The 14,218-nt window shown below is 38.0% G+C and carries 12 protein-coding genes; all 12 read right to left on the reverse strand.

What is annotated here, in order from left to right; all coding sequences use genetic code 11:
* Positions 1-357 precede the first annotated feature (357 nt).
* The 12 genes from ACQKIH_RS00150 to ACQKIH_RS00205 all read right to left on the reverse strand — a co-directional run bounded on the left by ACQKIH_RS00150 (position 358) and on the right by ACQKIH_RS00205 (position 14,217).
* Positions 358-1,266 (reverse strand): LCP family glycopolymer transferase, encoded by a 909-nt coding sequence (locus ACQKIH_RS00150; protein ID WP_427762761.1) that lies wholly within the window; start codon positions 1,264-1,266, stop codon positions 358-360.
* A gap of 94 nt (positions 1,267-1,360) precedes the next feature.
* Positions 1,361-2,125: a tyrosine-protein phosphatase gene (locus ACQKIH_RS00155; protein ID WP_427762763.1), complete on the reverse strand. Its 765-nt coding sequence runs from the start codon at positions 2,123-2,125 to the stop codon at positions 1,361-1,363.
* Positions 2,126-2,462: 337 nt separating this feature from the next.
* Positions 2,463-4,019, reverse strand: a complete 1,557-nt coding sequence (rny, locus tag ACQKIH_RS00160; RefSeq protein WP_427762764.1) for a ribonuclease Y — start codon at positions 4,017-4,019, stop codon at positions 2,463-2,465.
* Positions 4,020-4,344: 325 nt separating this feature from the next.
* A complete protein-coding gene (gene recA / locus ACQKIH_RS00165; RefSeq protein ID WP_427762766.1) occupies positions 4,345-5,409 on the reverse strand; it encodes a recombinase RecA in 1,065 nt (354 codons plus the stop codon).
* A 364-nt stretch (positions 5,410-5,773) separates the two neighbouring features.
* Complete coding sequence (locus ACQKIH_RS00170; RefSeq protein ID WP_427763112.1) at positions 5,774-7,027, reverse strand: competence/damage-inducible protein A; 1,254 nt, start codon at positions 7,025-7,027, stop codon at positions 5,774-5,776.
* Between the two features lie 123 nt (positions 7,028-7,150).
* Positions 7,151-7,729, reverse strand: coding sequence for a CDP-diacylglycerol--glycerol-3-phosphate 3-phosphatidyltransferase (gene pgsA, locus ACQKIH_RS00175; RefSeq protein WP_057986898.1), 579 nt, complete (start codon positions 7,727-7,729; stop codon positions 7,151-7,153).
* 46 nt (positions 7,730-7,775) lie between these two features.
* Positions 7,776-8,690, reverse strand: a complete 915-nt coding sequence (locus tag ACQKIH_RS00180; protein WP_427762768.1) for a helix-turn-helix domain-containing protein — start codon at positions 8,688-8,690, stop codon at positions 7,776-7,778.
* Between the two features lie 64 nt (positions 8,691-8,754).
* Positions 8,755-9,552 (reverse strand): DUF3388 domain-containing protein, encoded by a 798-nt coding sequence (locus tag ACQKIH_RS00185; protein ID WP_057986902.1) that lies wholly within the window; start codon positions 9,550-9,552, stop codon positions 8,755-8,757.
* Between the two features lie 233 nt (positions 9,553-9,785).
* Complete coding sequence (gene ymfI, locus ACQKIH_RS00190) at positions 9,786-10,514, reverse strand: elongation factor P 5-aminopentanone reductase (protein WP_427762770.1); 729 nt, start codon at positions 10,512-10,514, stop codon at positions 9,786-9,788.
* Complete coding sequence (gene yfmH / locus ACQKIH_RS00195) at positions 10,511-11,815, reverse strand: EF-P 5-aminopentanol modification-associated protein YfmH (protein ID WP_427762771.1); 1,305 nt, start codon at positions 11,813-11,815, stop codon at positions 10,511-10,513. The genes ymfI and yfmH overlap by 4 nt, the downstream gene beginning before the upstream one ends.
* 3 nt (positions 11,816-11,818) lie before the next feature.
* Positions 11,819-13,081 (reverse strand): EF-P 5-aminopentanol modification-associated protein YfmF, encoded by a 1,263-nt coding sequence (gene yfmF, locus ACQKIH_RS00200; RefSeq protein ID WP_427762773.1) that lies wholly within the window; start codon positions 13,079-13,081, stop codon positions 11,819-11,821.
* 176 nt (positions 13,082-13,257) lie between these two features.
* Positions 13,258-14,217 carry an ABC transporter permease gene (locus ACQKIH_RS00205; RefSeq protein ID WP_427762774.1) on the reverse strand — a complete coding sequence of 320 codons (960 nt, stop codon included), beginning with the start codon at positions 14,215-14,217 and terminating at the stop codon, positions 13,258-13,260.
* Position 14,218: the final 1 nt, after the last annotated feature.

Raw genomic sequence — 14,218 nt, forward strand, 5'->3', positions numbered from 1 at the left:
TTTGGTAAATAAAATACCTTTAGCTTGTGTAAACCGCGCTATTGATAAGCAATTCTAACGTTTTTAATTTGTATTGCTCTACTCCAGGTTGGTCACTCAGGCGTTGCCGTACGACGCGGCATTCTTAGCCTGAGTTCCTCTATTTCAGCTGGGGTTTGCCCCCCTCTGAATAGAATTGCATATTTAGCATTCATCCCCCCTCTTATAAAAGTAGGGGGATGAATGCTGAAGCAAGTTAAATTGGATATATGAGTGAGTTAGTAGTAGTTATTCGAGTATGATTGTTGAGGTAGGCGTTTTATGACGCCGTATAGTACGGTTGCATCTTTTGCTACGGATTGACTAGAATTTTCATCTTTAATCGAGTGCTAAATGTTTTTTTAATGTTTCTTGTAATAATTCAAGTTCTGTATCATTTAATAAATAATAATAAATGCCGTTCATCTTTTTTCCTGTACCATCTATTAAATAATGCTGCTCGATGTTTTTAAAGCTATTCGAATAATTTTTCCGCATCGCTAACATCTCATCTAACATTACATTCGTTTCAACATGGTTTTCCAATGTTTTTAATATCGATTTATAATTTACAATGGTATTTACATGCAAACTATTTTGCATAACCCCTTGAATGATTTGCTTTTGCCGATTTTGTCTGCCGAAATCTCCTTCTGGATCGTCATAGCGCATGCGAACATATTTCAATGCACTTTCACCATCTAGTTGCAATAGACCTTTTTGAAAGTGTTGCCCTTCGTAGTCAAAATCCAATTTATTTTCAACCGAGATATCTCCCACAATATCAATTAGTTCAACAAAACTTTCCATATTTATTTTTGCTACGTAATCAATCGGGATATCTAATAAATGCTCAACGGTTTTCACCGACATTTCCACTCCACCAAAGGCATATGCGTGATTAATTTTGTCTTGAATATTTTTCCCTATAATTTCCGTATACGTATCACGAGGAATGCTTAGTAGTTTTGTTGTTTCTAGTGTAGGGTTCACCGTTAAAACAATCATTGTATCAGAACGACCTTGATCTCCTTGGCGTTCATCCACTCCTAAAATAAGCACGGAAAAAGGGTCGCCTAAATCAACATTTACCACTACTTCCCTCGATGCGGGTAACTCCGCTATTACTGGGATATACATTTCATTTGCTGTCGTTTTTACGTCGTGATAAATTGTAGAAAATACAGTAGCAATCACACCACTAGTAACCAATATTAGTACGGCTATAATTTTATAAGTTCTTTTCATCGCAACCCTCCGAGAATTTTAGGTATTGTATAATCTATTACATATCTTTAAACTTATGTGATTTTATAGTGTTTTATTCATCCAAATCTATTTCTCAGATAATTTTCCACCATTTCATAGATTCTACTTTTTCAGGTTCATAGTAAAAAAACGGTTCATTTTTTAGGATTCTCGAATTATTTTCAAGGAGAATATCTACCGCCTCTCCTTCCTTTTTCTTTTCTAAATAAAAGAGCCCCTCATTAAATAAAAATGGGCGCGTTGTATCATTATGAACATCTGAACCATACGTATGCACTAAGTTTGCTTTTACTAAATTTAAAGCAAATTTTTGTACGGTCCTTCCGAATTGTCCTGTCAAACTGCCGGCAGTCAGCTGTGTTGTAGCACCTGCATGTACGAGTCTAACTAATTTTTCCGGATTTTCTTGAAATACTTTATTACGCTCTGGGTGAGCAATGATTGGGATAATTCCTTTTTCTTGTAGTAGTTGAATGATTTTTATTGTGTACTGTGGCACGGAACGGGATGGAAGTTCAATTAGAAGGTAATTTGAATTGGCTAATGTAAAGATTTGCTGCATCGAATAATAGGAGAGTAATTTATCATGTAACCGCACCTCATGCCCTGTATGAATCGTTAGCGGTAGTTGATTTTTTATTAGTTCCTCTTGCAATTGTTGGACACCCTTTGCTGTAGCTGCTACATCAACATGATACTGTGGATGCATGTAATGTGACGTAGAAATAATATCTGTTATCCCTGCTTTTAATACTTGTTCGACGACGCGTAAAGCTTGTTCCATATTTTTCGGACCATCGTCAACATTCCACAACAAATGACTATGTGTATCGACCATTGCATTACTCCCTTTAGTTCCAATTTAGTTAACAATGTTTTTCTTCACTTTAAATGTTAATTACCGTATAGATCCACTTTTTACAGATGTCACACATCCTATGGTATAAAAACCACATAATGGGTATATTATTTAGTATAGATTGGAATAATCAATATTATTCTTAAATTCAAAAATAATCCACTTCCCTTTGTAATGTTCTAGATATTTGCTTATCATATGTTGAAATAAAAAACGAAAAAAACACCCATTTGATAATAAAAATCAAATGGGTGTTTCGTTATTTTTCGATATAATTGCAAGTTGCCCTCATGCTTCCTACGTAAAATATAATGAATTATTTCGCGTATTCGACAGCACGTGTTTCACGGATTACCGTTACTTTAATATGCCCTGGATAATCCAGCTCTTCTTCAATTCGTTTTCGAATATCACGTGCTAAACGATGTGAAGCCAGATCATCAATTTTCTCTGGTTGTACAATAATACGTACTTCACGACCTGCTTGAATCGCAAATGATTTTTCAACACCTTCATAGCTTTCAGAAATTTCCTCCAGCTTTTCAAGACGACGAATGTAGTTTTCAAGTGTTTCACTTCGGGCACCTGGACGGGCCGCTGACAATGCATCGGCTGCCGCAACAAGCACTGCAATAACAGAAGTTGCTTCCGTATCTCCGTGGTGAGAGGCAATCGAGTTAATAACAACTGGATGCTCTTTATACTTCGTTGCTAGCTCCACACCAATTTCTACGTGACTACCTTCTACTTCATGGTCAATCGCTTTTCCGATGTCATGTAGTAATCCTGCTCGACGTGCTAATGTTACATCTTCACCTAGCTCAGCAGCAAGTAAGCCTGCTAAATGCGCAACCTCAACCGAGTGCTTTAAGACGTTTTGACCATAACTTGTACGGTATTTCATGCGCCCAAGAATTTTCATTAAATCTGGGTGTAAGTTGTGAATGCCTACTTCAAATGTAGTCTGCTCTCCCGTTTCACGGATTTGTTCATCCACTTCACGACGAGATTTTTCAACCATTTCTTCGATACGTGCTGGGTGAATACGACCATCTTGAACTAGTTTTTCAAGTGCTAGGCGCGCTGTTTCACGGCGAATTGGATCGAAGCCAGATAATATAACTGCTTCTGGTGTGTCATCAATAATTAAATCGATACCCGTAAGCGTTTCCAGTGTACGAATATTACGTCCTTCACGTCCGATGATACGACCTTTCATCTCATCGTTCGGTAAGTTTACAACCGACACTGTTGTTTCTGCAACGTGATCCGCTGCAAAACGTTGTAAAGCAAGCGATAAAATTTCACGCGCTTTTTTGTCAGAGTCTTCTTTCGCGCGCGTTTCAGATTCTTTTGTCATGACCGCGATATCTGTTGAAAGTTCTTTTTCAACTTCCTTCAGAATAATATCCTTCGCTTCTTCACGAGTAAGTGCTGCAATGCGCTCAAGCTCTGTTTTTTGGCTTGCAACCAGTTCTTCCACTTTGCTTTCCAACTGTTCAATATGCTGTTGTTTGCTTGTTAGCGCTTCATCTTTGCGCTCCAAGCTTGTCTCTCTTTTGTTCAGAGCATCATCTTTGCGGTCAAGATTTTCTTCTCTTTGCAATAAACGGTTCTCTTGTTTTTGAAGCTCGCCACGACGGTCACGGATGTCATTTTCTGCTTCAGTACGAAATTTGTGAGTTTCATCCTTTGCTTCAAGTAGTGCTTCTTTTTTCAGTGCATCTGCTTCACGTTTCGCATCTTCAACGATTTGCTCTGCAATATGCTTGGCACCAGTCACTTTTGATTCATTCACTTTTTTCATGTAGACATAGATAACAACACCACCGACAGCGAGTCCTAGCAAAACAAGGAGTATTGATTTAACCATAGCGTTCTCCTCCTAAGCCCATATGTCTGATGTTTAAGACGGCAAAATCGTCCTATAAAAGACATTTTGCCTATTCCATTTCAAAATTTAGAAATTATACATGTTAATTGTATAATTCCAATTTAGCAATGTCAAGATTAGCCGCATTGCATATGATTTTTATATCTTAGTTCCTGCGCAATATGGCTCATTCCAAATGTTGTAAAACAATTTTTGCGCTATGAAAAGCGTCCAATATGTAAAAATATCATTTCGACCGTTAGTCAAAATGATATTTTTCAAGTAAATTAAGTTATTTATTGATGAACAAAAAAATTCGAATTACTTATTCTTCATCTTTCAATAAGTCTAACTCTTCTTCTTCTTTCTCTTGGTTATCATGCGCACCAATTGTGTAGCCTAACTCACCAATTCCAAAGTTTTGACGGATTTTTTCAGCTACTTCATCGCGAATTGCTGGATTTTCCTTAAAGAATTGTTTCACGTTTTCACGACCTTGACCAATGCGGTCGTTGTTATAAGAATACCATGAGCCACTTTTTTGAATAATATCTAACTCTGCACCAATATCAACGATTTCGCCTTCTTTTGAAATCCCTTCTCCATACATAATATCAACTTCTGCTGTGCGGAATGGTGGTGCTACTTTATTTTTTACAACTTTAATTTTTGTTTTGTTTCCAACAATATCCGTACCTTGTTTAATTGCTTCGCCTCTACGAACTTCTAGACGGATCGACGAGTAGAACTTTAACGCACGTCCACCGGTAGTTGTTTCAGGATTTCCGAACATAACCCCAATTTTTTCACGAACTTGGTTAATAAAGATTGCTAACGTATTTGATTTATTAATAACACCCGATAACTTACGAAGTGCTTGAGACATTAAACGTGCTTGGAGACCCATATGTGAGTCACCCATTTCACCTTCAATTTCCGCTTTTGGTACTAATGCTGCTACTGAGTCAATAACGATAATATCAATAGCGCCTGAACGCACTAACGCCTCAGCAATTTCAAGAGCCTGCTCCCCTGTATCTGGCTGTGATAATAATAACTCATCAATATTAACGCCTAGCTTTTGTGCATAAACAGGATCTAATGCATGCTCTGCATCGATAAATGCTGCCGTACCACCATTTGCTTGAATTTCTGCAATTGCGTGAAGCGTTACTGTTGTTTTACCTGAAGATTCAGGTCCGTAAACTTCCACAATACGTCCACGTGGGTATCCACCTATACCTAGTGCTGTATCAAGCGCAATAGAGCCTGAAGAGGATGTTTCCATCTTGCGGTCTGTTGCTTCCCCTAACTTCATAACAGAACCTTTACCGAATTGCTTTTCAATTTGTTTTAACGCCATATCTAATGCTGTTTTACGATCGCTCAAATTATTTCCTCCTTAAGAAAAAAGCCTAATTTGTAATTTATATTCCTATTATACTCGGTAATGGCATCACATTGCAAGAAAAAGCGAACGTATTTTCGGTTTTCACTTCAAACTGACGAAATCAGCCTCTTTTTTCATTTAAAATGACAATTTGCTTGATTTATTTAACTTGATTCAGCAGAAGTCCCCTACTTCTATAAGTGGGGGATGAATGCCAAATATGCCATTCTATTCAGTGGTGGTTCAAACCCCGGCTGAATCAAGTTAAGCTCCAGCGGATGTCACAGATTTTTAAGAGGAGCTTTTCGAGCGAACTCGAAAAAAATCTGGACGCAATTACGCCGAGGCGTAATTGATATAATTTTCACTTTTTATAACCGCTTTTCACTAATTCGCGCATCAAAAAACTGTACGTAAATTTGACCGCGCGCAGTCGATTCGTATTGCGTGAGCTAGAAAGGTGTAATTGATAAGTGAGTGGTTGTTCATCCCCGATACAAATCGCTATCCATACTGTGCCAGCTGGTTGATTACCGTGACCAGTCGGACCAGCTGCACCTGTCAAACCTACACCAATATCCGTTTGAAATTTTTTCTTAACTTGCACCGCCATAGCTGCTGCGCATTCACTACTTACAACGCTATGTTGATCGAGTAAATCTTTTGAAATGCCTAACTGCTCTATTTTCGCTTGCTCTGTATAAGTAACAACACCACCAATCAGTGTCCCACCTACACCTGGAACTTCGGCAAGCTCTGATTGGAATAGACCTGCTGTTAAACTTTCAGCTGCTGCAATCGTCAAATTATTATCCAGTAATCGTTCTACTAATTTTGATGCCAGTGAGTCATCATCATTGCCGTAGTGATAGTCCCCTACAAGCGCTAGAACTTGCTGTTTTTTGTCGTTAATTAATTGCCAAGCAGTTAACTCATCGTCAGCCTTTGCTGTAATACGCAGCGTCACCTCGCCATCAGAGGCAAGTGGCGCCACTGTTGGATTCGATTGGTCGTCTAAAATCGCTTGTACTTGCACTTCTAATGCTGCTTCACCAATGCCATAAAAACGTAGGACATGTGAAATAATGACTGCACCATCATGCATTTTCGCTGCTAATTTAGGCTTCGCTTCGAACTGAAACATTGGCTCTAATTCTTTTGGCGGTCCAGGTAATAAAATATACGTATGATTATCGTTTTCTAACAGCATTCCAGGTGCCATCCCGTGACGATTTTCAAGCACATCACAGCCCTTTAGGACAAGTGCCTGCTTGCGATTATTTTCGGTCATTGGTTGCTGATGTTTTGCAAAAAACGCTTCAATCGAACGAATAGCTACTTCATCCATTATTAATTCGGTATTCAAATGCTTGGCAATCGTTTCTTTTGTTAAATCATCCTTCGTCGGACCTAGACCTCCAGAAAAAATAATTAAATCCGCACGACTTTCCGCAATTTTAATCGTTTCCACTAATCGATTGGCATTGTCTCCTACTACCGTATGATAAAAAACATTAATGCCTAATTCCGATAGTTGATTCGAAATAAATTTCGCATTCGTGTTGGCAATTTGACCAAGCAATAATTCTGAACCAACTGCAATGACTTCTGCATTCATTAAACTCCACCATCCTGTCCAATTTTCCATTCTTGTAACTGCATAATCCAAAAATCATCATTTCGGTTAAGACCAAAATGATGATTTTTTAACTATATCCTATCAATTGCAAAGTTATTGATTTTACTTTGACTCCAGCAATGCACGACGATTAATATAAAAATAATCCCAGCCTGACCATACTGTGAAAATTAATGCGATATACAACATAATATCATCAAATGGAATACCTACTAAAGTAAATATCGTATTGTGTAAAATTAACGCTGAAATTGCAACAATTTGTGCCCATGTTTTAACTTTCCCAAGTTGATTGGCTGCTACAACTTCTCCCTGCCCCGCTAAAATTAAGCGTAAACCGGTTACCGCAAACTCGCGAGAAATAATAATAATCACAATCCAAGCAGGCGCTAAATCGATTTCAACAAGTAAAATAAATGCTGCTGAAACGAGTAATTTATCTGCTAATGGATCTAAAAATTTCCCTAAGTTTGTCACTAAATCGTACTTACGTGCATAATAACCATCGACCCAATCCGTTGCTGAAGCAAAAATAAAGATTAACGCTCCGATAAAATAGTTCACTTGCATTTCTGCACCAAACAGCGTCATATTACCCCAGCCGAAATCAAACATCATTACAATCACAAATATTGGGATTAAAAGTATGCGTGAGACTGTAATCTTATTTGGAATATTCATTTTCTAACACCTTTCGTTTGAAAGAAAATAGCCATCTTAAAGATGACTATTGTCCTTGTTGTTCCGTAACTAGCTTCAAAATAATGTTTTGTGTAGTACGATCTTGTGCATATGTTAATTCTACATCATTTACAAATACTTTTACCACTTTTGAATTCCCTAATCGAATGCGTGCATAGGCATTTGCTGTAGAATCATTCTCCACAACTTCTCCCGCTTTGTATACTCGGTCCGTAATTTGTTCTTCTGCTCTTTTCCCTGCAGTAGCTTCATTTCGAATACCTAACCATGTATCACCTGAAACTACCAAGCGAATATTTAACGTATCCGTTCCTGATACTTCATAAACTGTATTTTCTCCATTTACAGCACCTGGAGTAATGGCTTGTGACACGATAGGTTCTTCTACGATTGGTTCTTCCGGTTCGTTATCCGTTTCTGTACCTTCCTCATTTGTCGGGTCAGCTGTATCTTTTGGTTGATCTTTATTTGCATTATTTTGCGCATATTCGAATGGTTTATCGCTATTATCTGCGACATCGGGATTTTCACCTGATTTTTTGACCATTAATGTCCAACTAACGACAAGAATGACAATCAAAAATAAACCCGCAATCATTTTTGGCATGGCTTCCATCGTTTTATTTGAAGTGCTTGAAGCCATTCTACGACGACTTGGGCTTTGTGAAAAGGACTGTGCTACTTCCTCTTTCTGCACTTCTGGCACTTCTTTTCGATAATCCATAAATAGTTGATCTGCATCGAGTCCAACCGCTTCAGCATATTGTTTAATAAATGCTCGTACATAGAAAGAACCTGGCATAATTGAATAATTGCCTTCTTCAATTCCGATTAAGTAACGCTTTTGAATTTTCGTCATTTCTTGTAAATCATCTAAGCTATAGCCTTTAGCTAATCTCGCTTCTTTCAAGCGAGCTCCTAGTTCTGTCAAAAAAAACACCTACTTCTTAATATATTCACTTTCTAGTATACCTTATAGAAAAAGGCAGCAACATCCTAATTACTTAGAAGTTAAAACTACCAAATCCACCAAAATTATCAGATTCAGATAATCCATTATTTTTTTCGATAATTTCATATGTTATTTCTTCGTCGGGATGATGACGTAATTCAATAATATAATCAAAATCCTCTATTTTATATGGTGAATGTTGGACAAATAAATCGGGATGTTCGATTACTTTAATTGTAGACATACCCATCATTTCTCTCACAAGTTGCTGATGTCGTTCATCTGTGACACGACGCGTTACTGCTCCATCTAAAATAAAAATATTATTACCATTAAACTCATCGCCCATCAATGTATTTCGAACCGTTTGCTTTATCATTGTAGAAGAAATAAATATCCACCGCTTATTTGCACAAACGCTAGCCGCAACAATGGACTCGGTCTTTCCTACACGTGGCATTCCTCGGATTCCAATAAGCTTATGTCCATCTTTTTTAAATAATTCCGCCATAAAATCAACTAAAATACCTAACTCATCACGGACAAAGCGAAATGTATTTTTTTCATCTGCGTCTTTTGGAATATAATGGCCATGACGTACTGCCAAACGATCTCGCAATTTTGGTTGACGGAATCTTGTTACATTAATATTTTCCATTGTCGATACAATTGAAATAAAACGTTGAATGGATTCTTCGTTGTCCGTAGATAATAGCATTCCACGATGTGCCTCATCTACACCATTAATCGAGACAATATTGACACGAAGCATGCCAAGCAATGAAGCGATATCCCCTAATAATCCAGGTCTATTTACTTGAATTTCATATTCGAAATACCATTCGCCCATTAAAATCGATCCCTTCATTGATTAAACGCATAATTTCTTTATTAGTTCCATGATAGCTGATTTTCTAAGCAATTAAAAGTTCGAATGTACGGTTTTTCGCCTTATTTTCAATAAATTTCTCTTCATTCAACAAAATTCGCATCTGTATCGATTATTCTACCTAAAAAAGATGCCGCTCACTTTCTCTGAGAGACATCCTTTTTGGAAAATGACCTTTAATGATTGGTTTGTCATTATATGTACCATCCACCATTTACACGCACTATTTGCCCCGTTACATAATCAGCTTTGCCACTGAACAGAAATGCGACCATATTGGCAATATCCTCTGTTTTCCCAAATGCTTGTAACGGAATTTGATCCACAATTTCAGTACGTTCCTGCTCATCTAGCACAGCATTCATTTTCGTATCAATAATCCCTGGTGCAATACCGTTTACACGAATGCCATTATAGGCCGCTTCCTGTGCATATGCTTTTACAAAGCTATGTTGCGCGCCTTTTACAGCAGAATACACCACTTCACCAGCCGCGCCTGCATCCCCCCAAATGGAGCCAATTAAAAGGATATAGCTGCTCGGGTTGGCTCTTAGCTTGGACGCTAACAATGCCGTTGTCTGCATCGGATTTTGAACATGTACCTTCCAAAGCTTCGCCATTTCGTTCACAGGTGTATCCTCTAATAGCCCATAATATGCATGACCATTTGCAAATAGTATGGCCTGCAGGGAGAAAATTTGACTCGCTAATGTTTGTGCGCCATCATCTAAACTAAAATCCGCTTGTACGATTAAAAATTCTTGTTTAGGATAGCACACTACCAATTGCTCCAATAGCATTTGTACTGTTTGCCTGTTCGCGTTGTAATGTAAATAGAGTGACCAGCCATCCTCTGCCAATTTTCGGCAAATGGATTGGCCAATCTCACCCGATGCACCACAAACTAATGCGAATTTTTTCATTGTGCCGCGCGTTCACTCACTGGTAAAACCGTAAATACCGTTTGTTGATCTTCCCCTTGAATCGTTTTAAATGCTTCTGTCACATCCGCAACTGTCAGCTGTTCCAAAGCAGGTACGACATCAAATAAATTCATGTCATTAAATTCATAGCGTGTAAATTGATTCGCAATAAATTCAATCGAGTTCAATGCACGTAGGAAGGAACCGATTTTTTTACGTTTAATACGCTCTACATCATCTTGCGTAAATAAATTTGATTGTGTTGCTTCTTTTAATTTATCCTTAATCGCTTGCACTAACTGCTCTGGCTTTTCAGTATCTGAGCCGATTAACGCGAAGCCATAGCCTTTTTCAAGTGAAAAATCATAGGCATAGGATTCATCAATTAAGCCGTTTTCATAAATGTCTGTATAAAACTGTGCTGCACGACCAAATAAGCATTCTAAACCAATTTGTACAGCTAGCTCATGCTTTAACATTTGCTCGCCACTTAAGCTTGTTTCTTTCGCTTTTAAACCGACATAGACTTTTGGCTTTTGAACATCCATGTGAAGGACACGCTCTTTAATGGCAACCATTGTTGGTTCCTCATCAAATAAACGTGTAATTTCCGTTGGTTCTGGGAATTGTTTTTTATTTTGGTCTTCTTCAATAAATGTCATCATTTCCACCGGGTCAACCGCGCCAATGACGAATAACAGCATATTGGAAGGATGATAAAACGTATTGTAGCAAGTATATAAATGTTCTGCCGTAATGCCGTCAATCGATTCAATCGTACCTGCAATATCAATTTTCACAGGGTGTTGGTGATACATATTTTCAATTGCACCAAAATAAAGACGCCAATCTGGTGTATCATCATACATCGTTATTTCTTGCCCAATAATCCCTTTTTCCTTATTAACCGTTTCTTCCGTAAAATAAGGTTCTTGAACGAAATTCAATAACGTTTCGGTGCTTTTATATAGGTGATCGGTTGCAGAAAATAGATACGCCGTTCTTGTAAATGATGTATAAGCATTTGCTTGTGCACCGACTTCACTAAACTTTTGGAAAACGTCGCCATCTTCTTTTTCAAACATTTTATGTTCTAAAAAATGGGCAATTCCGTCTGGTACTGTAATTGGTTCCGTTTCACCAAGTGGCGCAAATGTACGATCAATCGAACCGTATTTTGTTGTAAACGTCACAAATGTTTTAGAAAACCCTTTTTTAGGCAAAATATAAACGTCTAAACCATTTGCTAATTGTTTATAATAAAGTGTTTCATCTAGTTGTTTAAATTCAATCGTTTTCACGTACTAGTCCTCCTTACCGCATAAGAAATACGTTGCCTCAAGCTTCATTTGTTGGGCCATTTGCTGTACATCTTCTTTCGTCACTGCCTGCCAACGCGCTGACCATTTCTCTAATGTAAATGGATCTTTTAACTCTTTATACTGGTCAAAAATTTCAATTTGACCACGCGCTGAATCAAGCGCTTCTTTTAATTGATTAATTAACATCGCTTTTGTTTGCGCTAATTCTAAATCCGTAATTTCACCATTTTGAAGCGCAACTAACTGCTCTGCAATCACTTCACGCGCTTTTGCTTCTTTTGCTGGCTCAATCCCCGAAACAACAAATAATAAGCCATATTGTGCCGCGTAGGAGCTTGAAGCGTAATATGCCAAGCTTTCACGTTCACGTACATTCATAAATATTTTAGAATGCGCATATCCACCGAAAATGCCGTTGAAGATTTGCATTTTATGGAAGTCATCATCACCAAAAACAACTGGCGTTTGATAACCGATATGCAGCTTCCCTTGCTTCATCTCTTGCGTTTCTTTCGTATATCCTTTTATATTTTCAGGAACTTCCTGATTACGTTCGGTTTTCTTTACTTCACGATCTATAAATGGCAATGCTTCTTTGATTTTGGCTATCATTTGCTCTACATCGATATCACCAACGACATAAATATCGATTGCATCATGATTTAACATGTCTTCATAAGCTGCCGTTAAAGACTCTGGTGAAATGGCTTTGATTGCGTCAATTGTACCATTCGCTGAAATAGACGCCGGGTGGTTTGGACGTAATATTTCCATTATACGCTTTTGTGCAAAACGAGACTTATCATCGAAAATGGATTGAATCCGTTGAATAACCATTTCCTTTTCACGTTCAACAATCGCTTTTATAAACACATTGTGCTCAAAGTTTGGCTTAAAAATCGCATCATGAAGTAATCCAATAACCTCATTTAACACACTGTCATGCGCTAAATAGTTGTCATTGACTGTTTCTGCGTTCATTAATACTGTATGCTCTTCCCCACGTTTTGTCGTATCGAAATAGAGCACCGTCCCAAATAAATCATCTAAATAACTACGATATGCAGCAGACGTTGCGAAACGCGCATTACTATGCTGAAGGACATTCGATAAAACTGTACGTTCAGAAGCACCCTTTTCGGTTAATTGTGTTCTCCATTTAACCGAAAAATTGACCGTTTTAAATTGGGCTGTTTGTCGTATATGAAGTGAAACACCCTTCGCTAATTGTGTCGTTAAAAACAAAAAAACCCCTCCTGATTAACTAAATAAATACTTATATTCCTACTATACATGTGTTTTGTTAATTTGTGCAAAATTATTATTATTTCACACCATTCAATTGTATTGTTCCCAAAACAGAAAAATTATAAGCAAGAAAAAACTGCCCACACATTTTGACTTTGTGCAGGCAGAGTTTTTTATCGTTTTCCTTTAATATATGGTTGGCCGGACGCTTTTGGCGCAGTAGCTTTCCCGATGAATCCTGCAAGTGCAAGAATTGTTAATACATAAGGTAATATTTGCAAATAAACAGCTGGAATTTCTTTAATATAATCAATTTGCGTACCTGTAATACTTAATGTTTGCGCTAAACCGAAGAACAGTGCCGCACCTAATGTCCCCATTGGATGCCATTTACCGAAAATCATTGCCGCAATGGCCATGAAACCTTGTCCTGCAATCGTTGAACCCGAGAAGTCTGATGATACAGTCATTGCAAACGCTGCACCACCAACACCACCAAGCGCACCCGAAATCATAACAGCGATATAGCGCATTTTCGTCACATTAACACCCATTGTATCTGCTGCCATCGGATGTTCACCAACTGCACGTAAACGTAAACCGAATGGCGTTTTATAAATGACAAACCATGCAAGTATCGCCACAGCAAACGCTAAAATCGACACACTGTACACATCTTGGAATAATAGTTTACCTAAGAACGGGATATCAGATAAATAGAGAATTTCAAAGCGCTGAATCGGCGCTTGAATCATATCTGTTTGTCCTTTTTGATAAATTAATTTCACTAAGAATACCGCAACAGCAACGCCAAGCATATTTAATGCTACCCCTGTAACGGTTTGGTCTGCACGGAATGACACCGCTGCAACTGCTAGTAATAGGGAGAACAGTAATCCAGCAACTAATGCTGCTAAAATCCCTACCCAAATAACATTTTTTCCAAAAACATCATAATACTCTAAATTGACATAAATCCCTGTGAAGGCACCAATAACCATGATTCCTTCTAACCCGATGTTGACAACACCCGAGCGTTCAGAGAATACCCCACCGATACCTGCAAAAATTAACGGTGTCGCGTATAAAATCGCAGAAGGGACAATGAAATATAACATTTCTAAGAAGCTCATG

The organism is Solibacillus cecembensis, from assembly GCF_050272495.1.
Lineage (GTDB): Bacteria > Bacillota > Bacilli > Bacillales_A > Planococcaceae > Solibacillus > Solibacillus cecembensis.